This is a genomic window from Streptomyces sp. NPDC048650 (genome assembly GCF_043199095.1).
Lineage (GTDB): Bacteria > Actinomycetota > Actinomycetes > Streptomycetales > Streptomycetaceae > Streptomyces.
This window is the reverse complement of record NZ_JBICVM010000005.1, coordinates 535,214-559,421: the sequence shown is the minus strand read 5'-3', so window position 1 is coordinate 559,421 and position 24,208 is coordinate 535,214. Positions and strand designations below refer to the sequence as shown.

The following is a 24,208-nucleotide window of genomic DNA, read 5'->3' as shown; positions in this document are numbered from 1 at the left end:
CCACGGCCTGGACGAAGACCTCGTCCCGTTCACCGAACTCGCCGCGGGCGTACCGGCGATGCGCGAGCCCCTGCACACGCTGGCCGGCATGCGGCAGAGCTGCCCCGAAGACCACTTCGAAATCGCCGTCATCGCCCTGCTCCGACAACCTTGTCGACCTCTTCCAACAGATCAAGGGCGTCGGCTCCTACACAGCAGCCGTCATGGCCTCCGACGCCTCACGCGACCCCGCCGTCGTCGGAGTCGACGTGTGGAACCGCAAGATCCTCGCCCGACGACTCCTCGACGCCGAGGACGCCGCTCGAAGACATCCACGAACACCTCACCCGCCTCTTCCCTGGGCACGCCGGAACAGCCGCCCTCTACCTCGTCGAGCACGAATTCATCCGCTCGCCCGTCGCCCCTCTGCTCGCCGCGGACAGGCTCGACGCGTGGAACCGGATCCAGGAGACCTCAGCCGCCTGAACCTGTTCCATCCCCAAGGCAGCGGCAATCCGCCGGTGCCCTCCCAGCCATGCCCACCACCCGTCCTCCACGAAGCCACCCGTTGACCGCCGCAATACCCCGAAAGAGCGACCCATGCTGTTCGAGTGCCCGCAGACACCCACAGACCAACCGCCATGCGCCCCGCAACGAAGTCTGGAACATGCGTTCAACATTCGCCCCCGAAGTAGCCGTTACAGGGCGCGATCCGGGCCGTTCTTAGAGCACCTGTACTCATCACTCCCTCCCGGAGGAACCGTGAATCCCGTAGCCGTGCCCGTGAGCGGATCCGCCACGTTCGAACATCACCCAGCCATCCATTGCACTCCCCAGAACTCCTTGGTGCATGGGATTGACGCCCGCGAGCGCTGCGCCTCGCGCTCAGCACGGCCGGATACGGGGTGGGGGGTATGAGCGAGACGACCGCCCCGGCCGACACCCCCGAACCGCAAGGGAAGGTACCCGCACCACGCCGCGATCCCCTGACACTGCCACCGGCGACCATGCCTGCAGGCCCGACGAGCGACGACATCGCCGGCGACATGAAGGAGGCGTACTGGGCGATCTACGACGGCGCCGCGGCCAAGGCGACGGTCGGACAGATCCTCGTCCGGCTTCCCCGCACCGTGCGCCAGATCGCCCAGCTGGCCTGGCAGGCTGACCGAGGGGCCACCATGGCCGTGGTGGTCCTCCAGCTTGTATCGGCCGCGATGTCCGCCTTCGGCCTCGCGGCCTCCGTTGCTGTTCTCCAGCAGCTGTTCGCCCAGGGCCCGACCCCGGACAAGATCCGCTCCGCTGTCCCGCAGATCCTGCTCGTGGTGGGCTTTCTCTCCGCACAGGCCCTGTTGGAAGCCGGGGTCGCCGTCGCGCAGGCCCGGGTGACACCGAAGATCCGCACTGCGTTGGAGAGCGAGTTCCTGCGGCTGACCGCACACGTCCGCCTTGAGGTGGTCGACGACTCCGACTGGCACGACGACGCCTACCGGGCCAATGATCGTGGGCTCTTCTACGCACGGCAGATCGTCGGCCAGGTCGTCTCCTTGGCTTCCGCGTTCCTGGGGCTGATCGGCACGGCCAGCGTCCTGACCGTCCTGCATCCTCTCCTGCTCCCCCTGCTCCCCCTCTCCGTTTTGCCCGTCGGCGCAGCAGCGGTCCGTACCGCCCGGGCACGGTTCCACAGTTTCCGGCGGTGGAATGCCATGCAGCGCCGTGTGCGGGTCTTCTCCTGGCTCCTGCTGGACCAGTACTCCGCAGCCGAACTGCGCGCGGACACCGCCCAGCAGGCCCTGCTCGACGAACACCACCGCCTGACGAGCCGCATCGCGGAGGAGGACACCCGTCTGGGAGTCAGTGCCGCTCTGCTCACGCTGGCCGGGCGTGGCCTGGGTGGAGTCGGTGCCGGCATCACATACGTCGCACTGGGAGCCATGCTGATCGCCGGATGGCTGCCGCTCGCTGCCGGCGCAGGCGCCGTGATCGCCATCCAAGCCAGCCGAACCTCCCTGACCCGCTTCATCGATGTCGCCCATCTCGTCTACGAGCACGCGATGTGGGTGACCGACCTCCTGGCGTTCCAGGAGCGGTGCCGCACCCTCCAGCCGCGCCGCGGCAAACAGACCGCGCCCGAAACCGTCAAGACGATCACATTGCGGAACGTCCGCTACACCTACCCCGGCAAGGACTCCCCAGCTCTCGATGACATCTCCCTGACCCTGCACGCCGGGGAGACCGTCGCCTCCGTCGGCCTCAACGGGTCGGGAAAGAGCACTTGTTCTCGGCTGATCGCCGGACTCTACGACCCGCAGGAAGGATCGGTCCTGTGGGACGGAGTGGATGCCGCGGACCTGGACACCGAATCCCTCCAGCGGCGGGTGGCCACCGTGCTCCAGGACCCGGTGCGCTTCCCCTTCAGCGCGCTGGCGAACCTCACGGTCTCGCGCGGCACGCTCACCGAGGCCGATCCTCAGCGGGCGCTGGACGCCGCGCGGGCCTCCGGCGCTGAACGGGTCATCGCCGACCTGCCCGGCACCTGGCAGGCGCTGTTGTCCAAGCGGTTCCGCGACGGCCAGGAGCTGTCGGCCGGACAGTGGGCAAAGATCGCCGTGGCCCGCGGACTCTACAAAGACGCGCCCGTGCTCCTGCTGGACGAACCGAGAGCGAGCATGGACCCACGCGCCGAACACGACGTCTACCAGGCCGTGCTGCGCGGCAAACTCCGCGACGACCAGATCACCGTGCTGATCTCCCACCGCCTGGCCAGCGTCGTCGAATGCGACCGCATCTACGTCTTCGACAACGGGCGCATCACCGACGCGGGATCCCACCAAGAACTCATGGCCCTCAGGGGCGACTACGCCCAGATGTTCACCCTCCAGGCGGCCGGCTATCAGACCACGTCTGCCGCCTCCGACTCCAGGACGGTGCACCCGTGAACGAGCAGACTCCGCAGCTTGCACCCGCTCTACCGCCAGAGCGTGGGCAAGCGAACGCCTCGGCGCTGATCCACGACGGGGCCGGCGCGTATCTGCTGCACCTGCGGGACGAGATCCCCGGGATCTGGGAGCCGGGGTCGTGGTCCCTGATCGGCGGCGGCCGTGAACCGGGTGACCGGTCCCTGGAAGAGACGGTCCGGCGCGAACTGCGCGAAGAGGCCGGCCTCGACATCCCCGACCTCGTCCCCTTCGCCGTGGAGGAAGCGCGGAGCAGCGACGGCACCGCCGTCCCGATTCAGATCTTTGCCGGCCAGTGGACCGGCGACCCCGCGGCACTGCCACTGACCGAGGGCGTCATGCTGCACTGGTTCCGGCCGGACGTCATGCCACGCCTGCGGATGGCCCCGACCACCCTCGATCTGATCCGCCGCCACGCCGAAACGAGTTCCGCCGCCCACCGCACCCCGCGCCCGCGCGCTGCTCGTGTGGCGACCGCGGGCAGGAGCACCGTGCTCAATGGCATCGACGTCCACCTCTACCTGGAGAACGCCGACGGCGAAGTGCTGCTCGGTCTGCGCCACCCCGACTCCCCCTACGCAGGATCGACGTGGCACTTCCTTGCCGGCCACTGCGCGCAGGAGTCCGCCCTCTCCTGCCTCGTTCGCGAGGCGGAGGAAGAAGCGGGGCTGCTGATCGAGCCCGGCGACGTCGAACTCGCCCACGTCGTGCACCTCGTGGACAGTCCCGGTGGCCGACCACTGATGCAAGTGGTCTTCCGGGCTCGCGAGTGGTCGGGAACTCCGGCGGTCCGGGAGCCCGACAAGTGCACGGGCTGGAGCTGGTGGCACCCGGACGAGCTCCCGGCGCCGATCGTGCCCTACACCCGGGCCGCCATCGAAGGCATCCGCGCAGGCCGCCGCTACACGGAAATGGAATGGTCATGACCGCTGAGACGCGCCGAGGGTCGGACCGAAACGGCACGCAAGGCGGTGTGCCACCCCGGCGGCGCAGTGCCCGGCTGACAGGGGCAGGCGGCCCAGGACCGGGCTCGCAGGTGAAGCAGCGTCCGCGCGGGCGGAGATGGTCGCCCGGCTGGAGGCGGCCAGCGCCCTCGGTCCCGGTCTGGTGCGCGAGGCCCTGCTCGCGTTACCGCGCGAGGTGCTCATGCCGCAGGCGTACGTCCGCCGCAGCGCGCTCGATGAACGTCCGCCGCGCTGGGACCTGCTGGACTGGTCAGAACCGGGTGACCGCGATGAGCTGCTGGCGGTGTTCTACGGCGGCGAGAGCGTGCTCATCCAGCACGACGGGGAGCCTCTCGTGGGCCGGACCGGCCGTGCCCGGTCGGGCGGGGGATCACGTCCATTACGACCGTGATGAGCCTTACCGCCCTGCTGCCGCAGGAGCTGGCTTGCGGCCCGGGCAGCGGGTGCTCGACCTCGGCGCCGGAGCCGCGGTGACCGCGGCGGTGGCCTGTCACATCTGCGGGGATACCGGCGTGGTCACCCTCGACCGGGATCAGCACATCGTGGTAGCCGCGCAGGCTCGATTGGGGGTCCTCGGGTACCGGCCCGCCGTGGTGAGCGGCAGCGGGGAGGACGGCTGGCCGGAGCGCGCCCCGTACGACCGGATCTTCGTCTCCTTCGCCCTCCCCTGCGTGCCGGGTGCGTTGGTGGATCAACTCGCCCCAGGAGGGCGGATGCTGATGCACATCACGACGACGTCGCCGTCGTGGCCCGCGCTGGCGGTGATCTCCCGGTGCCCGGACGGGCGGGTCACCTCGCACCTGCGGGCGGTGGAGTTCGCCCACCGGGCGGGGCACGGCCGGAGGCAGATCTTCCTGTCCGCAGCGTTCCGCGAGCGGATCGCAGCGCGGTCCGCTGGTAGCGCGGAGGCTCGGGCCTTCCGATCCTGGATGGTCGCCCGCCCGGACGGTGCCGGCACGTGGACGGTCACGGCCAGCGGCCAGCGGCCAGCGGCCAGCGGGACATCTGGGCCGAGATCCGCGAGACGACCGTCCAGTGGCGGGCCGCCGGGGAGCCGGAGGTCTACCGGCTCGATCTTGCAGCGGCAGGCAACCCTCGGTGAACAGGCGCTGCAGCTCCGAAGTGACCCAGTTCACCTTGTCGACGAAACCGGGCTGCGCCGGGCGATAGGCGGTTCGGCAGTGCTGGCCTAGCAGCTCAACCACCTCTTGACCCTCCCCGAACGACTCAACCACGTACAGATCCAGGTGCTGCCGTCAGAAGCTTCCACAGGCAGTAATTCGGGCTGCTTCACCCGGATGGATGCACTCGGGTCAGTGATGGCGGGCGGCGCGCTGCGCTGGATGACGCTCTACCAGTTCTGGGTGGCTGCAGGCCCGTCGAGCTACCCGCGGGCGCCCCTCTGCCGCCCCGGCCTCCAGGAACGCGTGAGCGGTAGAGCCCGTCTCAACCGTGCCAAAGCCCCCCAGCCCGACGGACCCGCAGGGTGTGCTCATCGCGGTGTCCGGTAGGGGCCTGGCGACGAGGGCTGAGCAACCGGAGGGAGACGGCACATGACTGACGGCACGATGACAGCAGGAACCACGCGGGAGACCATGACCAAGTAGTGTGCCCTTCCGGCCCCGACGGTGCTGCCGCAGATCCAGGACCCTCAGCACATCGCTCCTGCTGACGCACGTGAGCTCACGAAGGTTTTCCTGCTGCGACTTGACGCGTTGGAAGAAGGGACGCACGAGTACCAGTATGTGCGCAACACCCTCGTCGAGATGAACCTGACCTTGGTGCGCTATGCCGCTCGCCGCTTCTCCGGCCACCGGGCGTGCGCCGAAGACATGCTGCAGGTCGGCACGATCGGTCTGATCAAGGCCATCGACTGCTACGACGTCTCGCGGAGCGTGGAGTCCACCACGCTGGCCGTCCCCTACATCCAGGGTGAGATCAAGCGGTTCTTCCGCGACACCACCTGGTCGGTCCGCGTGCCGCGACGCCTGCAGGAACTGCGCATCGACCTTGCCCGGGCCCGCGAACAGCTCGAAGGCCAAGGCATCCACAAGCCGACCGTGTCCGACCTCGCCGCCCACCTTGACCTGGACCAGGCAGAGGTGTCGGAAGGACTCGTCGCCGCCCACGGCTACGACAGCGACTCCATCGACCGGCCCATCCAAGCCTCCAGCTCCAAGCAGCAGACCGGATTCGTCGCCGACCTCATCGGCACAGAAGATCCCGCCCTGGCCCTGGCTGAGGACACCCAGGCTCTCAAGCCGCACCTTGCCGAGCTCGACGACCGCGACCGCACCGTCCTCGAACTGCGCTTCGGCGCCGAGATGACCCAGTCCGAGATCGATAAGGAACTCGGCCTCTCCCAAATGCACGTCTCCCGCCTCATCACCCGTATTTGCACACATTTGCGGGAAGAAATGCTGGCTACCAACTGACGCCACAGCACTGAGCTGCCGGGCGCAGCCTGCCGCTCTCGGGAAGCTGCAGGCTGCGGTCGGCGCTCGTCCCGATGCGGGTCTGGCCGGGGCAAGCGGTTCAGCGCCCCACGGCCCGGCGCAGCTGGTCCTTGTTCATTGTGGAGCGGCCTTCGATGTTCTTCTTCTTGGCCTCTTCGTAGAGCTGGTCCTTGGTGGGGCTGACGGGTCCGCGGTGGGAGCGTTCACCGCCGCGCTGGGGGGCGGATTTCGGGTCGCGGGTGGAGGTCTTGCTGGCGGTTTCGGCTTCGCCGGAGCGGGCGCGCTCCTTGTTCACCGTACGGGCGGCGATCTCCTTGGCTCGTTTCTGAGACCTGCCGCGTTCCTCGGCCTGTTCCTTGATGTGCTCGTACTGCCGTTCACGCTTTTTGCTCGATCCTGCAGGCACGGCTTCTCATCCTTTCTTCGGCCGGTCTTCCCAGCGGGTCTGCCGTGGGCAATACCAGTCCACGTCTGGTGGGCACGCGGCGCTACTCAGGCGGCGCGTGCCGTCATCAATTGGTGGAGGTCTTCGAGGAAGTCGCCGGCCTGGGGCCGGGGAGGGCGCAGAGGACGTCGGCCAGCGCCACCATGCCGACCAGGTGGTGACCGTCGAGGATCGGCAGGCGGCGGACCTTGCGGGCCAACATGGCGAAGTTTTCGTCGGCGCTGTCGTCGGCATCGATGCGCTCCGCTCCCGGGGTCATGAGGTCGTCGCGCGCCTCAGGCACGCTTATGCCTTCGTTCGGTGTGCGAAGGGAAGAAGCAGTGATTAGTGGCCGCGGCCGGACACGTAATCGCGCACCCGGTCCACCATTCCCAGGCCAGGGGCGAGCAGTTTGTTGGCCGGCCGGGTGCTGGGGGCGCTGGGGTGCGGGCGGGTGGGAGCGGTCATCTTCGCCTGGCGGACCTTGTTGCCCAGCTCCTCGAGGACATAGGGGTGAACGCCGTTGCGTAGCTGAGTGAAGAGACGGTGCCCCTCGTCAGCCACGTGCGCGGTCACCTCGGTACGCAGCTTCAGCACCATCCGGTCGAAGTCGAGATCGCCGGCCTCACGCTGCTGGAGGTCGTTGAGGAGCTGCTCGACGCGGAGGTGGTAGGCCAGCTCCTTGTCCGCCAGCGCGTCGCCCTCCTCCAGATGCTCACGCGCCACCGGGTAGAGGTACTCCTCCTCGGCAACGGAGTGCCGCACCAGCTCGATCGTCAACGCGTCCACCAGACGCCTGCGGTCCTCGCTCCCTGAGGGAGCGGCCTCGAACTGCCTGAAGAGCTCATCGACCTCCCGATGGTCGGCGGTCAGCTCCGCGATCACATCACCGCCATGGCCCACGGCACGACGCCTCTCGCTCTGCAAGCCGGCACCTCCGGCTGTCTCCCCACGGGTTCCCGTACGTGTGGGGAGATCACACCGTCGCGTGCCCAATTGCCCCACTTGCCAAGGCATGGCGCGGCGGTCAGCCGGAGTGCCGGGACCCGCTGGAAGGGCCAATCCGTCTGGCAACGAACGCGGGAAGCAGCAGTCCGGCCCATCCGCCGGTTCCTGCAGGCCGCCACCTCCCATGAGGGGCGACGGTGAGCTGCGGCTATGGGCTGCATTGGTCATCTCTGCGAAGTTCTCGTGCTGCGCCAAGTGCTTCATTGGTCGACGTGGTGTTGGAGTACGTCGCAGGTGTACTGGAATTCCTCCATGAGGCGGGTGGCCTCGATGACAAGGACTCCGTACGGGCGGTCCGGGTCGGCGAGTGGCAGGCCGTCCTGCTCGGCCTGTTCACTCACGCGGTGACGACACTGCTGTGCCTGGTCCGCCAGCCGGCACAGTTGCGGCGCCTGCTCGTTCAATGTGTCATCGTCGAGGGCAGCGAAGACCCGGGTGATCTCGGAGACGGACTCCACGAAGTCTGCGTAGCACTCCAGGAAAGAGCGGTAGCGGTGGGGATCCTCATCCTCGTCTTTGCTCCACTGGTCCAGGCTTCGTGTGAGGGAAGCCATCTGGTACAGCGTCCGCTCCAATGCTTCCAATACCGCGCCGTAGCCCTCGAAGCTGGTGCGGCCGCGGTGTCGGCGCAGGAGGCGACGTGGGTTGTAGTGGATGCTTTCTTGGGCTGTGCGCAGTCCCGTTCGGGCCTGGGTGACCAGTTCTCCGGTCTGTTCCGCCCGCTTTCGCCAGTGCCCGGTGCGTTCCTCGTCGAGTTCGCCTTCACGCAGTGCCGGGTACATGTCGCTGACCAGGTCGCACAGCGCGTGGGCGAGGGTGCGGATGCCGTGTTCGGCACCGCGAAGCCGCAAGGGCGGGAAAACGGTGACGTTCACCAGGACGCCGATACTGCACCCGATGAGGACCAGCAGGATGATCTGTCCGAGCTGGGTGATCTTGTCGAGGTCGGACGTCGCGGAAAGGTATGTGGAGAAGGCGAAGAACGCCGCGGTGGCCACCTGGGAGCCCTGCGAGCCGAGGGCCGGCCAGCGTCCGATGGTGAGCGCGACCAACGCCACCAGAGCGAAGGTCAGCAGATCAGGACCGCCCAGAAAGCCGAGAGCGGCCTGCACGGCCACACCCGCGGCCACGGCACCCACGTAGCGCGTGGACTGCAGAAGCGACTGGTAGACGGTCACCTGCATGATCAGCACCGCGGAGAACGGCGCGAACGCCGGCGACTGAGCATTGAGGACGTTGTAGGAGAGCACCCAGGCGAGCGTGGCAGCGACAGTGCTCTTCCCGATCAGCAGCACCGTGTGACGCTCATGGCCCTCCGACCCCCACGCGCGCCGCCACCACTGACCAGCCCGGGCCAGCCGGTCCTGCTCAGCCGAATCCACCCGCCGCTCACCTGCTGTACCGCTCACATCAGCCCTCCCACTCATCGAATCCCTCAGCTGCTCCTCGTTTGACGCTGCCGTCCCATCCGCACAAAGCGCCGGGCTCAGCAGACACCGCGAGGCAACGCCACACGGACGCAGGCACGCAGCTGCCGGCTCTGGATACACCGGCCGTCGGCGGGGCGCCGAACGTATGGGTGGGTCCCAGCGTTCTGCTGGAACCCACCGGATATACGTCGCGCGACTCAGTCCTTGAAGGCATCCTTGGCCTTTTCCTTGGCGCCCCGGAGATCTCCCTTTGATTCCTTCGCCGAGCCTTCAGCGGCAGCGCTTTCGTTTCCGACCGCGCGCCCTGCTTCCTTCTTGACCTTGCCGGCGGTCTGCTCAGCCTTAGCCTTGGCCTTTTCGCTGGCGCTCATGACGCGGTCCTTTCGTAGGTGGTATTACTCGGGTTCCCCTTGATGCACCCGCAAAACCAATACCAATCCGGACGGAGCGGAAGTGCTCCGGAGCGCGCTGTGATGGAGGAGGCTTCCCTACGGGGACAGTGCCGCTCCGGGCACAGTGGCCTTGTGTCCACAAGAGGACGGATGATGCCCCGCGAACGACAATGACGCCTCGGGGCGGGAAGACAACACGGTGTTGTCTTCCCGCCCCGAGGCGTCATTGCGGGGTAGGGCGGCTACCAGCGATACCACCGTCCACGCTTTCCACCTGCTCCGGCGGAACGCAGCACGAATCCGAGCAGCCACACTGCAAGAACGATGACCGCGACGATCCAAAGGGCCTTGAGGGCGAACCCTGCACCGAAAAGAAGCAGGGCGAGAAGAAGAACGAGTAGCAGGGGAACCATATCTATCAACCTCCGAGCCATCATGTGCCCCGGCCCTTGCCTCCCACACGGAGGAACACAATGTTTCTCGGCTCAAATGCAGGGCATCGCCGCAGCCGCACGACCCAGCCACCAAGCATCCACGGCCCGGATTTCAGCAGCAGGACAGGAAAACCCGGGTGGACGGGGCCCGCGCCTGTTTCCCGGTCCCCGCTCGAGATGACTGAGGACGATGCGGGCCTGCGGTGCCGATCACCAGGACCGGTGCGCACGGGCGGCCCCTCGCCGACGGCCGGCAGGGCGATATCCCCTGACTGGGCCTACGCCGCGCGCGGCATGTGCCGGCATTCGGCAGGCTGAAGGTATGTCCGACCCCCGGCCCCGCATCGTCGTTCATCCGTCAGCTCCGACAGGCGGTCGCCGAGTGCACGGTGATGCCCAAGACCTCGGCGTCGCCTACGGCGTGGCCGACCTGTTGGAGTTTCTGCGGCGGGCGGGCCTGGAGCCGGAGGAAGTCGGGCTGAGAGACCCGAGGATCAGGTGGCTCGGCGGAGGCCCCGACGTCTGGGGGTGACCCAAAAGGCGGCGACGCCTCTCCCGGCACCACACACGAACGTGCTGCCGCTGCCGTTGAGAGCGGCTGCGCCGGGAAGACGAGCTCGCCGAGCCCCTTGTGCGGACGGCGGGCTGCAGAGGTGCTGGTGAGGCGCATGTATCAGGGCGGGAAGGGCAACCGGAGGCAGCGGACCAGCTCCTTTCACGCATCACCGTACGAGGGCCTTCCGTGCCTAACAGCAGCTCGGCCGTTCCCGGCGAACCCGCGCGGTCACGGTGAAGCGGCGGCGCGTGCCGCACGGCAACTGTTACCTCCAGCGCACAGGAGACCGACATGCACCGAACACCCCGCCGGCCCTGGTGGCAGGCCCTCATGACGCGGGCAGTCACGCGCCGGTCGCAAGCGAGCCCTGCGTGGAGCGGGAATGAGTCGTCGTATGCGTGACGTCAGCTCCCCGCTGGCGGCCGATCTTGAATGGCCCGCCGACCTGGACGAGGACTCCGGACTCAGGCCCGGTACGGCCCGGCGGGAGATCGCACAACAGTTTGCCGCCGTGGTCACGGACATCGCCTCCGGAGTGCTGGACTTTCCCCTGCCTGGCTCAGGACGGACTCCGCAACGTCTGGCAGCTCTGCGCTCCCTCGCCCAACGGGACCTCTGCCTTGCGCGACTCGTCGAGGGCCATGTCGATGCCACGGCGATCCTCGTGGAACTACGGGGCCCCACGCCCGGCCCCTCCGAGCGATGGGGGGTATGGGCGGCGGAACCGCCCGGCGAAGGTCTCACCGCCGCCCGCATCGAAACCGGATGGCGCCTCAACGGCCTCAAGCAGTACTGCTCCGGCGCTCACAGCTGCACCCATGCTCTGGTCTCGGCCACCGCCGAAGACGGTCGTCGACTGTTCGCCATCCGCACCGGCGGCCCAAACTGCCAACCCGTGGAGGGAACGTGGCAGGCCATCGGTATGGCCGGCAGCGACACCCCCGACGTGCGGATCACAGATCTGCCTGCCGTGCCCGTAGGGGGTGTGGAGGCGTACGTCCGGCGCCCGGGCTTTCAGCACGGCGGTATCGGCGTGGCCGCCTGTTGGTACGGGGGAGCACTCGCGGTCACCGAACCGCTGCGGAGCGCCGCACAGCGCAGGCCGGACCCGCACACCGACGCCCACCTCGGCGCTGTTGACATACAACTCCACGCGGCAGGCGCGCTCCTGGATCAGGCGGCAGCCGAGATCGACCAAGATCCCCTCGACAGAAGCAGGACAGCCAGGGTGCGCAGTCTTCGTGTGCGCGCCTTCATCGAAGAGGCGTGCAGCGCGGCGCTGTCTCACGTGGGCCGGGCCACGGGCGCCGGGCCTCTGTGCCGCGATCTGCGCCACGCGCGCAACGTCGCCGATCTGAGTGTCTACCTACGCCAACATCACGCCGAGCACAACCTCGCAGAGCTCGGCGGCCTCGTCGCCCGCCCGGAGGACAACCGATGACGACACAAGGCCAGGAGCCGGCCGACCCGATCCAGGCCCGCGGAACCGACGAGAGCGAGTGGCAGGACTGGGCCGGGTGGAACGCACTGCCGGAGTTCACACTGCCGACGATGGGCCGCGCCGTCGTGGTCGCGGCCCACCCGGATGACGAAGTGCTGGGGTTCGGTGGCTCCATCAGCCTGCTGGCAGCTGCGGGGATGGACTTGACTGTCGTCAGTGTGACCGATGGAGAACGCTCCCACCCCCACAGCCGAGTAGAGACCCCTGAGTCCCTCGCGCGCATACGTTCCAAGGAAACGCGCGCTGCACTCGCCGAGTTGGGGGCCGCCGAAGCGGAGATCATCCGGCTCCACGTGCCGGACACCGAAGTCGCAGATCACGAGAACCAAGTCGCCACCGCACTCACCGAGGTGCTGACGGGTGCGACCCTTTGCGCCGCGCCCTGGACGGGCGACATCCACGCCGACCATGAGGCCGCGGGCCGTGCCGCGCTCACCGCCTCGGGTGCAGTCGGGGTGTCCTACCTGCACTATCCCGTCTGGATGTGGCACTGGGCGAGGCCGGACGACCCACGGGTGCCCTGGACCAAGGCCGCCCGCATCGTCCTGCCACACACTGCTCTGGAGCGGAAGGCCGCGGCGATCAGTCGCTTCACCAGCCAGGTCAGCCCGCTGGGCCCCGAGCCGGGCGACGCCGCTATCCTGCCGCCGGAAGAGATCGCCCATCATCTGCGGGCCGCGGAGGTGGTGTTCCGATGAGCGCTCCCGCCTCCTATTTCGAGACGATGTACCAGCACTCCCCCGACCCCTGGCATCTGGCCGACCGCTGGTACGAGCACCGCAAATACGACCTCACACTGGCTACCCTCCCCCAGCCGCGTTACCGCCGCGCTTTCGAACCGGCCTGCTCCGTGGGGGAACTGACGTCGCGGCTCGCCGAACGGTGCGACATGCTCCTCGCATGCGACCGCGTCGCGTCCGCCGCCGCCACAGCAGCGGACCGTACCGCCGGCCACTCCCACGTGAGGGTCGAGCAGCGCACCCTTCCCGATGAGTGGCCGCAGGGCACCTTCGACCTCATCGTCCTGTCCGAGCTGCTCTACTACTTCGACGCCGCGGCGCTGGACCTTGTGATGCGCCGCACGGTCGCCGCCCTGGAGCCCGGTGGCACCCTCGTCACCGTTCACTGGAACCACCCGGTGGACGAACACCTGGCCACCGGAGCTGAACTCGCCCAGGTCCTCGCGGAGGTGCCCGGTCTGATGCTGACGGCCGACCACCGCGAGAGCGACTTCATTCTGCAGACGTTCGGCCGAGTCGGCTCGGACGGGCGCCGGCCGGTGTCGGCAGCGGAGAGGGAAGGGCTGGTATGAATCCCGAAGCGGTTGCGGTGCTCATCCCGGCGCACAACGAAGAGGACCTCCTTCCTCGGGCGCTCGCCGCCGTGGAAGCTGCCGCGCGGCATCCGGCGCTGGCGGACCTGCACGTACTGACGGTCGTGGCGGCCGATGCCTGCGTGGACGACACGGCCAAGGTGGCGAGTGAGGCGGGGGCGAGCGTCCTGCATCTGGGTTCCCAGAACCCCGGTAAGGCCCGCGCCGCCGCCGCGCAGCACGCCATGGCCACCCTGGGGGCCTCCGCCACCGCAATCTGGATTGCCTCCACCGACGCCGACAGCGCCGTCCCGCCCAACTGGCTCGCCTTCCAGCTCGACCAGGCACGCGTCGGCTGGGAGGCAGTAATCGGCACGGTCACCGTGACCCGGTGGCCGCCAGTCCCCCAGCTCGCAGACCGTCACCACCAGCTCTACCACGCCTCACGCCCCGCCGGTGGAGGGTTCTGGCGCCACCCTCACGTCCACGGCGCCAACCTCGGAGTCGCAGCCACGGCCTATCAAGAAGTCGGTGGGTTCGCTCCCCTTCCCGTAGGCGAGGACCACGCTCTTGTCAGCGCACTCGAACGGAACGGCCATCGAGTTCTGCGCACCCCGGACTGCCCAGTAGAGACCTCAAGCCGGTTGCACCCCCGGGCCGTCGGCGGCTTCGGCGAGCGCCTGGCCCAGATGGCAGCTGAAGAGGGAGTGACGCACTGAGGCCGAGAAGATCCGAAGCAAGCTAAAAAGCCTCCTCAACCAAGGGAGCCATCAAAGCCACCAAGGCCATTCCCAACGGCGCAGGCCCGCCGGCTGCCGTGCACACAGGTCCGCCAGCCGGCCCCGGCAGCTTGACCGCCATAGTGGTTTCTTGGGTGGTGATCAGTATCAGGTTCTGGGCCTCGGCCGCGGGCTAGAACCTGCAGGCCTGTCGGTGTGAGTCAACGGGGGTTCACCGTTGCTACCGGAATCCCCGAGCCCCGCGCCGGGGACCTCGAGCCGTTCATGCACGGCTGGAGCCCCTACGGGCCCACCTCCTGAACGCCCGCGCCGCGTGGCTGCCAGCCGTCAACCCACTGCTGGCCTCCGTACTCAACGACGGCCGAACCAGACCGGTCTTCGCCAAGATTCCCCACCCGCGGGGGCCGCGTGCGCAGGATCGCGGCGCCCGCGGGTGGCCGGCTCAGTCACGCCCGCTCGGCCCACGAGGTCGCGGTGACCCGTCAGGCGGCAGCCTCAAGACCCTGAGCGCCGTGCCAGCCGCTCGTCGAGGTCGCCGGCCCACTGCTGGGCCCAGACTCGCAGGGCGGTGGTGGCGTCCTTGGTGAGGCCGCGTAGGTGGTGAGGCCGCGTAGGTAGCGCGAGCGAGTTGGGCAACCATGGGCCAGCCTCTCATTGCGTCCATCAGGTCACCCTTCTCTGGATCGTCACGCACGGCCCTGCCTGGGAGTGCTTGTGCCCGACCCACTGCGGTGCGTAACCGCACAAGTCCAGCTATGGCGTGTGTCCTGAGCGGTCATCCACCTGTCCCGACGGGGCGGCTGTGGTGTCCGCGGCGTCGAGGGCGGCGTAACGGCGGTGGTCGGAGAGGGCGAGCCTGGCTGGAGTGGGACCGCCTCGTATCCGTTCAGTGGTCGAGGTCGATTACCTCACCGCCGAACACGCGGAAATCTATGTTGGCCGGAGTAGACATTGAATGGCGGTGTGGGTATGGTTTCTGCCGTAGCCCAGAGAGACCGCAGGGCCCGGCAGAGATGAACTGCCGGGCAGCAGTGCAAACAGTTGCAGTTCGCAGGACGGTGCGGTGGTGGAGTTTCGAAGCCAGGGTTGTTGCAGGACGGCGACGGGGCTGACGACCGGACCGGGTGGCCGGCCGTGACAGGGGCCGCCATGAGCAGTGCCGCAGTTCGGTAACTGCAGTTCGCAGTACCCAGCAGTGAAGTCAGTGAGCAGTACCTCGGTGAAGGCGTCGGCTGCGGGCGCGCGCACCGGGAAGTTCGGCAGTGGGGTTCCACGCCAGAGCAGACGCAGGACGGGCAACGGGGCCGGCTGCCGAAGAGTGGCGCTGCCACAGAGCACTACGCACAAGAGCAGTACCCGCAGTAGGTAAGTGATTGATCCCAGAGGGAAGAAACGGAGGAGCCAGGCGCCATCAGGATCGCTCGGGCGGAAGCCTTGAGCCCGGGTACCGCAGGACATCGATAGTGAGGTGGTCTCCGGTCAAGCAACCGCGATCCCCGCATTGCCCATCCACTCCCAAGTGGGCTTGCGGAACAAGAAGGCCGGCGCAGTACCAGGGCCGGCAGATGGTGTAACAGTTCCTTCGGGGCCCGGGTGCCATACGGCACCCGGGCCCCTCCACGCGTTCCACAGAGAGGTGCAATGACAGCAACAGACGAATCGCACAACCGCCTCGACGACGACGATTACCCCGCCTACACCATGGGCCGGGCAGCCGAGATGCTCGGCACCACCCAAAACTTCCTCCGCGCCGTCGGAGAAGCCCGCCTCATCACCCCGCTGCGCTCCGAGGGCGGGCACCGTCGCTACTCCCGCTACCAGCTGCGCATCGCCGCCCGCGCCCGCGAACTCGTCGACCAGGGCACTCCCATCGAGGCCGCCTCCCGCATCATCATCCTCGAAGACCAACTCGAAGAAGCCCGGCGCATCAACGCCGAACACCGCCACGCCGCCGAATCAGAGAACCCGACGACCTCGGGCTGATGTGGCGCGTGCCCAAGCCGGCCTGACCTTCCTGCCCGCGCTCGGAGCGTCCAGCTGCCCCGGGCAGGACCTGCTGTCCGGCTGGTTAGACCGAACCGTGGGCGTCGGCCTGCAGGCGATGGTGCTGGGATCTGGGGCACGCGTGACAGGGCCGCGCAGCAGCAGCGCTGCGCGGCCCTGATCTGTGTCGGGACCGGCATACGGACTGATGGGGGCGACGTCGCAGGACGATGCCACCCGCAATAATTGTGCCCTCCGAGCGGTGTACAACGACCCCGCTCTTCCTGGAACGCTGCATTCTGGGCGGACCAATATCTATGACCGCGAAACGAGAGTTTAATGTGCCGCGCGGCAAGTGTGTTTGCCGCCACGAACAGAGTGGAATTATTGACCATACACATTCTGCTATCGCATGCTACTGTCACGGTCAGTTGCAGTCGTGGTTCCCGAAGACCTGAACGCCTTCGTCGGCATCTTAGCCGCGGGAAGCGTTTGGTATTTCCGGTCACTTTCCGGGCGGGGCGTCATCGCGGCGACCCGGTATCCGTAGCTTGCGGGTCCCGGCGTACTGCCCCACAAGGAGATATTTTATGGCGTCTGGCACTGTGAAGTGGTTCAACGCGGCCAAGGGTTTCGGCTTCATCGAGCAGGACGGTGGCGGCGCTGACGTATTCGCCCACTTCTCGAACATCGCCGCCGAGGGCCTCCGTGAGCTCCTCGAAGGCCAGAAGGTCACCTTCGACATCGCACCGAGCCAGAAGGGCCCAACGGCCGAGAACATCACTCCCGCCTGACGCTTACCCTACTTCGTAGCTGGGGCCCCCATCCCTCGGGGTGCGGGCCCCAGCTACGGACATCCCTCGAACTTCCCCTGTGGGGCGCCGCAGACCCGCGGACCCCTCTCCAGGAATGCGGGCTTCTTTGGAGCTGCACCGCAGACGTCCGGGATTTTACGCTCGCATGATGTAACCCATTTCACCGCCTGCACTTGCGCCGGATTCACCGCGCACCAAATCTGCTTTCGCATTTCGTTCGGCCCACTCCTGTGATTCCCCGCACTGTTCTTCTGCCGCGAAAATTCCTTGATACATGCCGTATCAAGGAAGGTTCCGAATGAACCACTCACGTACGAACAATGGAACCGAGCATATTGAGGGACTGGGCACTGGGGCTGCCTGGTTCGGCGTGGTAGATGACGAGCTGCTGGCCGGGGGCGTCGCGTAGGGCCGGTCGTTCGGCGTGGCCCCCGGCTAGCCGGTACAAGTGCACTCGGGCCAGGCACTGACTTCGAACCCGGCGCCCGCCCTCTGCCTACCAGCCTTCCTCGGCCAAGCCCTCCGCCCACCGTTGGGCGAACGGGCTCTGCATCTACGCGCCAGACGGCCGAGGGGTGAGTTCGGCGCGGCCGAACAGCAGCGCGTATCCGGGCGGGAGTTGGGCGAAGATGCGTTCCAGGAGGCCGACGCCGGCCAGGTGACCGACAACGGCAAGGACGGCTCCAGTGTCCCAGCGAGTGGTCGCGGGGGTGGCACCCGTGCGGGTGGCCAGGTCTTTGACGAAGCCCCAGCCGGTCAGCTGTTGCGTGTCGGGGACCTGGCCGGTGAAGAGGAGGGCTGCCTCGGTGGGGAGGCAGGCGGCGAGGTCGACGCGTTCGTCGCCGGTGAGCTGGCGGCCCAGGGCCGCCAGCACGGCACGTGTGACCTCCTCGGCCCGTTCCCGGCTGGGGTACGCGCCTTCGTACCGGATTTTCTCCAGCATCTGGTGAAACGTCATGCCAGTGCGGGCAGGGGCCGGTTCACACAGCGGAAGCATCGGAGGGTGGTTGCCTTTCTCGTCGAGGGCGCTGTCATCGGCGGCCAGGGATGGCCAGGCCGGCCGCCCTGGAAGTAGGGAGTTGGCCACGCCCCGTTGGTCTCAGCGCTCGGGGCGACCAAGAGGAGGGCGCAGCCGAGGGGAACTGCCGGATGCGGCGGGTGGCCTCGTTCCCCGCCGGGGCTGGCGCCCACGTCAGTGCAGCGCCGACGTCTTCGAGACGTCGCATGGCCATCCCTCCCGATCCGCCTGTTGCGAGGGAGGGGCGGAGGACGGGGCCGGGGGGGGCGATGCCCGTCCTCCGTCGTCGGCGAGGTCGAGGAGCTGGCTTCTCAGCCGCTGATCTGCTCGGGCTCGGACTGCCCACCGATTGCGATCTTGCGGCGCTTGGCGCGCTCGGCGATCGGGATCCGCAGGGTCAGCACCCCTGCTTCGTAGTCGGCCCTGATGCGCTCGGCATCCAAGGTGTCGGCCAGGACCAGCTGGCGCGAGAAGACGCCCAGGGGACGTTCGGAGAGTTCCATCTGCAAGTCGTCGGCCTTCGCCACCGGGCGGCGCTCGGCCTTGACGGTGAGCATGTTCCGCTCGACGTCGATGTCGATCGCGTCCTTCGCGACACCGGGCAGGTCGAGGGCGATCACATACTCCTCACCCTCACGGTAGGCATCCATCGGCATCGCCGAGGGCCTGGACCAGGTGCCGGTCACCCCCGTCAGCTGCTGGGCGAGCCGGTCGAGTTCGCGGAACGGGTCGGTGCGCATCAACATCGCGAAAACACCTCCATAGGTCTGGCAGAAACTGCCAATGCGCTTCGTCTTGGCACCGTTGTAACATGTCATCGAAACGATGACAAGCGGAGTGTCGCCCAAGCGATGACAAACCTGAAAGGAGAGGTCCATGAATGCCCCCGAGCCCCACGGCCCCAGCTCGTTCTTCGCCGCAGCAGCAGCGCTGAACACCATCAACGAAGCCGTACGCACCGCCCAGACCCCTCAGAGCGAAACCCACCCCAAGGACGGACAAGCCAGCGCCGACCAGGCGCTGGCCGCACTCCTGCTGCTGCGCGAACTGCGCGACAACCTCGCAGGATGGGAGCCGGGACTGATCGAGGCGGCCCGGGCAGCAGGTTCGAGCTGGACGGAACTCGCCCACCCCCTGGGCGTCGCCAGCCGCCAGGCCGCCGAGCGCCGCTACCTGCGCGTACGCCCCGGCAACCCCGGCACCACCGGCGAACAGCGCGTGCAAGCCACCCGCAACCGTCGCGCCGCCGACCGCAGCATCAACACCTGGGCCCGGTCCCACGCCGCCGAACTACGCCAACTCGCCGGCCAGATCACCGCCCTCACCGATCTCCCCACCGGTGCCCGCACACCTCTGGCCCGGCTCGCAGACGCTCTCGCCGACGACGACGCAGCCCACCTCATCGCGCCCCTGACCGACACCCACCCACACCTCAAGGCCGACCACCCCGACTTCGCAGCCCGCGTCGAGACCATCACCCACAACACAAACCGACTCCGCCAGGCCGGCAACAGCCCCCACTGAAGCCACCACCTCACCTCCTAGGTCTCGCGAATTCCCGGCGCGACCTGGGTACTTACCCCTGTCCCGGGCGGCGGGCACCCCAGTGCGGTGATGAAGGAGGCCCTGCAGTAGCCACCTGCGGGAGACGCCCGTCACCACGCGATACCGCCTTGCCCCGCCCGGCGTCGGCAGCCACCGCCTCGACGGCATGCCGCTGGGTGGAGATGCCGGGCGGGCTCTTGGGCAATCGGAACCCTGCCGGAGCGGTGGGCGGAGTCTGAGAGACTCCCAGGCATGGACATCGAGCGCAGGAACAACGTCACCGTCACCGGCAACCCGCAAGGTCGGGCAGTGGTCCTGGCTCACGGGTTCGGCTGTGACCAGAACATGTGGCGGCTCACGGTGCCTGCCCTGGCCGAGGACTACCGGGTGGTGCTGTTCGACTACGTGGGTTCGGGCCGCTCGGATCTGTCCGCGTTCTCGGAGGACCGTTACGGGTCTCTGGAAGGTTATGCCCGAGATGTGGTGGAGGTGTGTGAAGCGCTCGACCTGCGCGATGCGGTGTTCGTGGGGCACTCGGTCAGCGCGATGATCGGGGTGGTGGCCGCCGGAATGGCTCCGGAGCGTATCGGGGCACTGGTGATGGTCGCTCCCTCTCCTCGGTATATCGACGACGACGGCTACCGGGGTGGGTTCAGCGCGCAGGACATCGACGAGCTCTTGGAGTCACTGGAGTCGAACTACCTGGGCTGGTCGGCGGCGATGGCACCGGTGATCATGGGCAATGCGGAGCAGCCCGAGCTCGGTGAGGAGCTGACGAACAGCTTCTGCGCCACCGATCCGGATATGGCGCGCGTCTTCGCCCGGACCACGTTCCTGTCGGACTCAAGGAACGATCTGAAGAGTGTGAAGGTGCCGACCCTGGTGCTGGAGTGCACCCAGGACGTCATCGCCCCCCGCGAGGTCGGCGCCTTCGTCCATCAGGCGATCCCCGGCTCGACGCTGGTCACTCTGGACGCGACCGGGCATTGCCCGCATCTGTCCGCGCCCGAAGCCACCAATGAGGCGATCACCGGTTTCCTGGCGGACCTGCGGTGATGTGCCGCGCCGGGCAGCAGCCCGACCCGCGCGATCCCGGCCACAGGGAAACAGCCTCGGATGCGGCGTTCGCCGCGCTGCTGGAGGACAGCGTCGAGGAGCTCTACGAGAGCGCACCGTGCGGATATCTGTCGACGCTGATGGACGGCACCATCGCGAAGATCAACGCCACGCTGCTGGGATGGCTCGGACTGGAGACGGAGGCGGTGGTGGGACGGATGCGGTTCACCGACCTGCTGACCGTGGGCGGCAAGCTGTACCACGAGACGCACTTCGCGCCGCTGCTGCAGATGAAGGGCGAGATCGGCGGCATCGCACTGGAGATCAAACAGGCCGGCGGGGGCCGCATGCCCGTGCTGGTCTCCGCCGCAGTCAAGCGCAGCGGCACCGGCGAGCCGCTGCTGATTCGCACCACGGTCTTCGACGCGCGAGACCGCCGCGCCTATGAGAAGGAACTCCTGCGCGGCCGGAAAGAGGCCGAAGAGGCGCGCAAACAGGCGGATGCCGACCGCGCCCGGCTGCAGGACGCCCTCGCCGTGCTCCAGCAGTCGCTGCTGCCCGCTACCCTGCCGGCGGTACCGGGGGTTGAGGTGGCCGCCCACTACCACACCGCTTCCCCTGACCGGCTCGGCGGCGACTTCTACGACGTCTTTCCCGTCGACGGAAATCGGTTCGGATTCTTCCTCGGCGATGTGTGTGGCAAGGGCCCCCGGGCCGCCGCGGTCACGTCGCTGACCCGCTACACCCTGCGTGCCGCAGCCCTGCACGACTCCGACCCCGTCTCCGCCCTGACCACCCTCAACAAGGTGCTGAACGAACGTTACTCCGGTGCTGACCCGCGCTACTGCACCGCCATCTTCGGCACCATCGAACCAGACCCCGCCACCGGGCAGGTCGCCATCCACCTCGCCTCAGGTGGCCACCCGCCGGCCCTCATCCTGCGTGCCAATGGCACAGCCGATTTCCTGCCCACTCCCGGCGGCCTCCTCGTCGGCATCCTGCCCGCCGCGCACTTCACCCCCGCCGCCACCACTCTCGCCCCCGGCGACACCCTGCTGCTCTACACCGACGGCATCACGGAAGCCCGTATCGGCGAAGACCGCACTGCTTTGTACGGGGATGACGCCCTGCGCGCCTTCGCCGCCGGCCACGCCGGAGAGTCCTCACAGGCTGTCATCGAGGCCCTGACGGGCCTACTGGACGACTTCGGCGACGGCCTCGACGACGACACCGCCCTGCTTGCCCTCGGCGTCCCCGCGCCCGGCCCTACGACGACCAACCCACGATGAGCACGCTGGAGATCACCGCCCGAGACACCACGACCGGTCCCGTTCTGGAGATCCGCGGCGAACTCGACTACACCACTGCCACCGAGCTTCGTGAAGTGCTCACCACGCTCACTCTCCAGCCGGGGCAGCGCCTCCTCGTGGACCTGGCCGGCATGCAATTCTGCGACTCCAGCGGCATCGCTGCCCTGATCGCCGCCCGCAAGCACGCCCACACCGCTCACGCAGAGGTCGCACTCGCCGCTGTGCCCACCCACATTCTGCGCATCGTCGGCCTCGACCAGATGTTCGCTGTCCTCCCCGACAGCGGCACCGCCCTCCGATCCTGACCTGCGAGGACCGGCACTCCTGCCGATACGCCGCAAGCCCGGCTGGACGGGGGTACCAGCCGGGCTTGGGCTTCAGGGGTTCCGTGCGCCGACGCACGGACGCTGTCAGTGGTGTCCGTGGGCGGAGCTCGAGGCGCCTCCGAACAGCCGGGCCACGGCGCGGAACGGCAGGGTGACGACAGTAGCGATGGCCCCGCCGATCGACCGAAGTACATCTGCGATTGCCGACAACACGGTGAACCTCCATCTCCTCACCGGCGCAGAGCGCCGGGTCTGGCTTGCCGCTGCACGACCGATCATCGGGCGGGTGCCCGGTGGCCAGCCCAGGAAACGTTCGGCCAGCTCACGCCACCTGACGTTCCTCCGCAGATTCAAGGATCTCGGTCTGTGGCGTCCCGGCGGGTACCGGGAGGTACTCACTCGACGACCAGACCTTGGTCTGCAGGAGTCCGAGGAACGTCACTGGGCGAGGTCACGAAATCGAGATCGAGCACGACGTACTACCGATGACCGACCGGGCGCCGGTTGCGATACCGGCGTACCCCTGAAAGCTGGCGGAACGCGGAGAACCGGTCGAACGCGGCCTTCCAAAGATCGAAGTCCGTGATCGAGTGTTCGACCTGGAGCGTGGTCATGCTGCCTCCCGAGACAGACGACGGTGCCTGTCTTCCACTCCACTCCGAAATATGTCCGACCGCGACCGGGCGAGTCAGCCCGGCCCCAGCGCGGCGGCCGGCGCCCGAACCGCCACGGCTCCGCTTCCCTAACCGGGGCGCGGCCCGGGTGTTCATGCTTCGGCGAGGAGAGCTTCCCGGAGAGTGGCGTAGGCGCGGGAGAGGAGACGGGAGACGTGCATCTGGGACATTCCCAGTTCCACGCCGATTTCCGACTGTGTCATCTCCGCGCCGAAACGGAGCTGGATGAGGGTGCGCTCACGCTCATCGAGCTGGGCCAGGTGCGGCTTGAGTGCCTGGAGGTCTTCGGCCAGGGCGAGGGCGGGGTCCTCGTTGCCGATCAGGTCGGCGACGAGGCCGGCCTGCCGCTTGCCTCCGCCGGCTTCGATGGGCCGGTCGAGGGAGTCGGCGTCGTAACCGTTGCAGGCAACCAGCCCCTCGATGACTTCGTCTTCCCTCAGCTCCAGGTGACTAGCGAGGTCGGCAACGGAGGGCTCGGCGATGCCGCGCCCCTCCAGCTCTTCGCGGGCGCGTGCGAGGTCCGCGCGCAGCTCCTGCAGACGCCGTGGGACATGTACGGACCAGGTCGTATCACGGAAGAACCGCTTGATCTCACCAGTGATGTAGGGGATCGAGAAGGTGGTGAACTCGTTCTCCATCCATACGTCGAAGCGGTCGATGGCCTTGATCAGACCGATCGTGCCGACCTGCACGACGTCCTCCATCTCCTGCCCGCGGCTCCGGAAGCGGCGCGCGACATAGCGCACCAGCGACAGGTTCATCTCGATGAGTGTGTTGCGCGCGTACTGGTACTCCGCGGTGCCTTCCTCCAGGACCGACAACCGCTCGAAGAACAGCTTCGACAAGCGGCGCGCATCATGCGGGGCCACTCGCTGCGCGTCCTCCACCAGCGGCAAAGAAGGCTGAGCAGCCTCAGGCGTCCGGTCCAGATTTGTGCGGGTCGCCGGCATTTGGGCCTGTGTCGCTGCCGTCGCCACGGCTGCTCCTTTCTCTTTACCGCCCTCCGTCACGCCGTTGCCTGCCCAAGACCCACACGCATGGAAGTGGCGGAAAGCCTGGGAGGCGCGTTGGTTTCGGCGAGCATCACCTTGTCATGAGCTTCGAGCGCAGCTTGGCGACACCGACCTCCGCTGCAAGTGCGGTGACTTCCAAGGGCTGGAACGTGTGGAGGGGTCCTGGTGCCGTATGGCACCCGGGCCCCGAAGGAACTGTTACACCATCTGCCGGCCCTGGTACTGCGCCGGCCTTCTTGTTCCGCAAGCCCACTTGGGAGTGGATGGGCAATGCGGGGATCGCGGTTGCTTGACCGGAGACCACCTCACTATCGATG

At 67.8% G+C, this 24,208-nt stretch carries 26 protein-coding genes and 1 pseudogene; 15 read left to right on the top strand and 12 right to left on the bottom strand.

The window, feature by feature from the left end:
• Positions 1-893: 893 nt before the first annotated feature.
• From ACGFML_RS17755 to ACGFML_RS17735, 5 genes are all read left to right on the top strand, one after another.
• A complete protein-coding gene (locus ACGFML_RS17755) occupies positions 894-2,915 on the top strand; it encodes an ATP-binding cassette domain-containing protein (RefSeq protein WP_393544631.1) in 2,022 nt (673 codons plus the stop codon).
• On the top strand, positions 2,912-3,859 hold the full coding sequence (locus tag ACGFML_RS17750) for an NUDIX domain-containing protein (protein WP_393544630.1): 948 nt from the start codon (positions 2,912-2,914) through the stop codon (positions 3,857-3,859). Before ACGFML_RS17755 ends, ACGFML_RS17750 begins: the two co-directional genes overlap by 4 nt.
• A gap of 136 nt (positions 3,860-3,995) precedes the next feature.
• Entirely contained in the window at positions 3,996-4,289 is a 294-nt protein-coding gene (locus tag ACGFML_RS17745; protein ID WP_393544628.1) for a hypothetical protein, read from the top strand.
• A gap of 34 nt (positions 4,290-4,323) precedes the next feature.
• Complete coding sequence (locus tag ACGFML_RS17740; RefSeq protein WP_393544627.1) at positions 4,324-5,091, top strand: protein-L-isoaspartate O-methyltransferase; 768 nt, start codon at positions 4,324-4,326, stop codon at positions 5,089-5,091.
• Between the two features lie 435 nt (positions 5,092-5,526).
• On the top strand, positions 5,527-6,333 hold the full coding sequence (locus ACGFML_RS17735; RefSeq protein WP_393544625.1) for a SigB/SigF/SigG family RNA polymerase sigma factor: 807 nt from the start codon (positions 5,527-5,529) through the stop codon (positions 6,331-6,333).
• Between the two features lie 100 nt (positions 6,334-6,433).
• Here the strand turns inward: ACGFML_RS17735 and ACGFML_RS17730 are convergent, their stop codons facing one another.
• The 6 genes from ACGFML_RS17730 to ACGFML_RS17705 all read right to left on the bottom strand — a co-directional run bounded on the left by ACGFML_RS17730 (position 6,434) and on the right by ACGFML_RS17705 (position 10,021).
• Positions 6,434-6,760, bottom strand: coding sequence for a plasmid stabilization protein (locus ACGFML_RS17730; RefSeq protein WP_393544623.1), 327 nt, complete (start codon positions 6,758-6,760; stop codon positions 6,434-6,436).
• A 106-nt stretch (positions 6,761-6,866) separates the two neighbouring features.
• Positions 6,867-7,082, bottom strand: a complete 216-nt coding sequence (locus ACGFML_RS17725; RefSeq protein WP_393544621.1) for a CBS domain-containing protein — start codon at positions 7,080-7,082, stop codon at positions 6,867-6,869.
• 41 nt (positions 7,083-7,123) lie between these two features.
• Positions 7,124-7,681 carry a hemerythrin domain-containing protein gene (locus ACGFML_RS17720; RefSeq protein WP_393544706.1) on the bottom strand — a complete coding sequence of 186 codons (558 nt, stop codon included), beginning with the start codon at positions 7,679-7,681 and terminating at the stop codon, positions 7,124-7,126.
• 305 nt (positions 7,682-7,986) lie between these two features.
• Positions 7,987-9,213, bottom strand: a complete 1,227-nt coding sequence (locus tag ACGFML_RS17715) for an aromatic acid exporter family protein (RefSeq protein WP_393544619.1) — start codon at positions 9,211-9,213, stop codon at positions 7,987-7,989.
• 200 nt (positions 9,214-9,413) lie between these two features.
• A complete protein-coding gene (locus ACGFML_RS17710; RefSeq protein WP_393544617.1) occupies positions 9,414-9,587 on the bottom strand; it encodes a CsbD family protein in 174 nt (57 codons plus the stop codon).
• A gap of 263 nt (positions 9,588-9,850) precedes the next feature.
• Positions 9,851-10,021 carry a hydrophobic protein gene (locus ACGFML_RS17705; RefSeq protein ID WP_086716166.1) on the bottom strand — a complete coding sequence of 57 codons (171 nt, stop codon included), beginning with the start codon at positions 10,019-10,021 and terminating at the stop codon, positions 9,851-9,853.
• 971 nt (positions 10,022-10,992) lie between these two features.
• Here ACGFML_RS17705 and ACGFML_RS17700 point away from each other — a divergent pair.
• The 6 genes from ACGFML_RS17700 to ACGFML_RS17675 all read left to right on the top strand — a co-directional run bounded on the left by ACGFML_RS17700 (position 10,993) and on the right by ACGFML_RS17675 (position 16,928).
• Positions 10,993-12,039 (top strand): acyl-CoA dehydrogenase, encoded by a 1,047-nt coding sequence (locus ACGFML_RS17700; RefSeq protein ID WP_393544616.1) that lies wholly within the window; start codon positions 10,993-10,995, stop codon positions 12,037-12,039.
• On the top strand, positions 12,036-12,797 hold the full coding sequence (locus ACGFML_RS17695) for a PIG-L deacetylase family protein (RefSeq protein ID WP_393544614.1): 762 nt from the start codon (positions 12,036-12,038) through the stop codon (positions 12,795-12,797). The genes ACGFML_RS17700 and ACGFML_RS17695 overlap by 4 nt, the downstream gene beginning before the upstream one ends.
• A complete protein-coding gene (locus ACGFML_RS17690) occupies positions 12,794-13,411 on the top strand; it encodes an SAM-dependent methyltransferase (RefSeq protein WP_393544612.1) in 618 nt (205 codons plus the stop codon). The genes ACGFML_RS17695 and ACGFML_RS17690 overlap by 4 nt, the downstream gene beginning before the upstream one ends.
• Positions 13,408-14,130, top strand: coding sequence for a glycosyltransferase (locus tag ACGFML_RS17685; protein ID WP_393544610.1), 723 nt, complete (start codon positions 13,408-13,410; stop codon positions 14,128-14,130). The genes ACGFML_RS17690 and ACGFML_RS17685 overlap by 4 nt, the downstream gene beginning before the upstream one ends.
• Positions 14,131-15,792: 1,662 nt before the next feature.
• On the top strand, positions 15,793-16,134 hold the full coding sequence (locus ACGFML_RS17680; protein ID WP_393544608.1) for a helix-turn-helix domain-containing protein: 342 nt from the start codon (positions 15,793-15,795) through the stop codon (positions 16,132-16,134).
• Between the two features lie 590 nt (positions 16,135-16,724).
• Entirely contained in the window at positions 16,725-16,928 is a 204-nt protein-coding gene (locus tag ACGFML_RS17675) for a cold-shock protein (RefSeq protein WP_393544606.1), read from the top strand.
• 328 nt (positions 16,929-17,256) lie between these two features.
• Here the strand turns inward: ACGFML_RS17675 and ACGFML_RS17670 are convergent.
• From ACGFML_RS17670 to ACGFML_RS17660, 3 genes and pseudogenes are all read right to left on the bottom strand, one after another.
• Positions 17,257-17,358, bottom strand: a pseudogene (locus ACGFML_RS17670) (transcriptional regulator); the annotation flags it as partial.
• Between the two features lie 144 nt (positions 17,359-17,502).
• Positions 17,503-17,946 (bottom strand): DUF2267 domain-containing protein, encoded by a 444-nt coding sequence (locus tag ACGFML_RS17665; RefSeq protein ID WP_393544604.1) that lies wholly within the window; start codon positions 17,944-17,946, stop codon positions 17,503-17,505.
• Between the two features lie 332 nt (positions 17,947-18,278).
• Positions 18,279-18,713: an Hsp20/alpha crystallin family protein gene (locus tag ACGFML_RS17660; RefSeq protein ID WP_393544603.1), complete on the bottom strand. Its 435-nt coding sequence runs from the start codon at positions 18,711-18,713 to the stop codon at positions 18,279-18,281.
• Positions 18,714-18,843: 130 nt separating this feature from the next.
• Between ACGFML_RS17660 and ACGFML_RS17655 the strand changes: the two genes are divergently transcribed.
• The 4 genes from ACGFML_RS17655 to ACGFML_RS17640 all read left to right on the top strand — a co-directional run bounded on the left by ACGFML_RS17655 (position 18,844) and on the right by ACGFML_RS17640 (position 22,183).
• Positions 18,844-19,491, top strand: coding sequence for a type III effector protein (locus ACGFML_RS17655; RefSeq protein WP_393544602.1), 648 nt, complete (start codon positions 18,844-18,846; stop codon positions 19,489-19,491).
• Positions 19,492-19,764: 273 nt separating this feature from the next.
• Positions 19,765-20,568 carry an alpha/beta fold hydrolase gene (locus ACGFML_RS17650; RefSeq protein WP_393544600.1) on the top strand — a complete coding sequence of 268 codons (804 nt, stop codon included), beginning with the start codon at positions 19,765-19,767 and terminating at the stop codon, positions 20,566-20,568.
• Entirely contained in the window at positions 20,568-21,857 is a 1,290-nt protein-coding gene (locus ACGFML_RS17645; RefSeq protein ID WP_393544598.1) for a PP2C family protein-serine/threonine phosphatase, read from the top strand. The genes ACGFML_RS17650 and ACGFML_RS17645 overlap by 1 nt, the downstream gene beginning before the upstream one ends.
• Positions 21,854-22,183 (top strand): STAS domain-containing protein, encoded by a 330-nt coding sequence (locus tag ACGFML_RS17640; protein WP_393544596.1) that lies wholly within the window; start codon positions 21,854-21,856, stop codon positions 22,181-22,183. Before ACGFML_RS17645 ends, ACGFML_RS17640 begins: the two co-directional genes overlap by 4 nt.
• A gap of 105 nt (positions 22,184-22,288) precedes the next feature.
• On the opposite strand, the gene ACGFML_RS17635 is transcribed toward ACGFML_RS17640, so the two are convergent.
• From ACGFML_RS17635 to ACGFML_RS17625, 3 genes are all read right to left on the bottom strand, one after another.
• Positions 22,289-22,417 carry an LPFR motif small protein gene (locus ACGFML_RS17635; protein WP_350254921.1) on the bottom strand — a complete coding sequence of 43 codons (129 nt, stop codon included), beginning with the start codon at positions 22,415-22,417 and terminating at the stop codon, positions 22,289-22,291.
• Positions 22,418-22,683: 266 nt separating this feature from the next.
• On the bottom strand, positions 22,684-22,818 hold the full coding sequence (locus tag ACGFML_RS17630) for a hypothetical protein (protein ID WP_393544594.1): 135 nt from the start codon (positions 22,816-22,818) through the stop codon (positions 22,684-22,686).
• 152 nt (positions 22,819-22,970) lie between these two features.
• Entirely contained in the window at positions 22,971-23,828 is an 858-nt protein-coding gene (locus tag ACGFML_RS17625) for a SigB/SigF/SigG family RNA polymerase sigma factor (RefSeq protein ID WP_393544704.1), read from the bottom strand.
• Positions 23,829-24,208 lie beyond the last annotated feature (380 nt).

What these genes read in the sequence shown, in the direction of transcription:
- ACGFML_RS17755 (WP_393544631.1), top strand. Translation starts at nt 894, where the DNA reads ATGAGCGAGACGACCGCCCCGGCCGACACCCCCGAACCGCAAGGGAAG.
- ACGFML_RS17745 (WP_393544628.1), top strand. Translation starts at nt 3,996, where the DNA reads ATGGTCGCCCGGCTGGAGGCGGCCAGCGCCCTCGGTCCCGGTCTGGTG.
- ACGFML_RS17715 (WP_393544619.1), bottom strand. Translation starts at nt 9,213, where the DNA reads ATGAGTGGGAGGGCTGATGTGAGCGGTACAGCAGGTGAGCGGCGGGTG.
- ACGFML_RS17710 (WP_393544617.1), bottom strand. Translation starts at nt 9,587, where the DNA reads ATGAGCGCCAGCGAAAAGGCCAAGGCTAAGGCTGAGCAGACCGCCGGC.
- ACGFML_RS17705 (WP_086716166.1), bottom strand. Translation starts at nt 10,021, where the DNA reads ATGGTTCCCCTGCTACTCGTTCTTCTTCTCGCCCTGCTTCTTTTCGGT.
- ACGFML_RS17700 (WP_393544616.1), top strand. Translation starts at nt 10,993, where the DNA reads ATGCGTGACGTCAGCTCCCCGCTGGCGGCCGATCTTGAATGGCCCGCC.
- ACGFML_RS17695 (WP_393544614.1), top strand. Translation starts at nt 12,036, where the DNA reads ATGACGACACAAGGCCAGGAGCCGGCCGACCCGATCCAGGCCCGCGGA.
- ACGFML_RS17690 (WP_393544612.1), top strand. Translation starts at nt 12,794, where the DNA reads ATGAGCGCTCCCGCCTCCTATTTCGAGACGATGTACCAGCACTCCCCC.
- ACGFML_RS17685 (WP_393544610.1), top strand. Translation starts at nt 13,408, where the DNA reads ATGAATCCCGAAGCGGTTGCGGTGCTCATCCCGGCGCACAACGAAGAG.
- ACGFML_RS17680 (WP_393544608.1), top strand. Translation starts at nt 15,793, where the DNA reads ATGACAGCAACAGACGAATCGCACAACCGCCTCGACGACGACGATTAC.
- ACGFML_RS17675 (WP_393544606.1), top strand. Translation starts at nt 16,725, where the DNA reads ATGGCGTCTGGCACTGTGAAGTGGTTCAACGCGGCCAAGGGTTTCGGC.
- ACGFML_RS17665 (WP_393544604.1), bottom strand. Translation starts at nt 17,946, where the DNA reads ATGCTTCCGCTGTGTGAACCGGCCCCTGCCCGCACTGGCATGACGTTT.
- ACGFML_RS17660 (WP_393544603.1), bottom strand. Translation starts at nt 18,713, where the DNA reads ATGTTGATGCGCACCGACCCGTTCCGCGAACTCGACCGGCTCGCCCAG.
- ACGFML_RS17655 (WP_393544602.1), top strand. Translation starts at nt 18,844, where the DNA reads ATGAATGCCCCCGAGCCCCACGGCCCCAGCTCGTTCTTCGCCGCAGCA.
- ACGFML_RS17650 (WP_393544600.1), top strand. Translation starts at nt 19,765, where the DNA reads ATGGACATCGAGCGCAGGAACAACGTCACCGTCACCGGCAACCCGCAA.
- ACGFML_RS17645 (WP_393544598.1), top strand. Translation starts at nt 20,568, where the DNA reads ATGTGCCGCGCCGGGCAGCAGCCCGACCCGCGCGATCCCGGCCACAGG.
- ACGFML_RS17640 (WP_393544596.1), top strand. Translation starts at nt 21,854, where the DNA reads ATGAGCACGCTGGAGATCACCGCCCGAGACACCACGACCGGTCCCGTT.
- ACGFML_RS17630 (WP_393544594.1), bottom strand. Translation starts at nt 22,818, where the DNA reads ATGACCACGCTCCAGGTCGAACACTCGATCACGGACTTCGATCTTTGG.
- ACGFML_RS17625 (WP_393544704.1), bottom strand. Translation starts at nt 23,828, where the DNA reads ATGCCGGCGACCCGCACAAATCTGGACCGGACGCCTGAGGCTGCTCAG.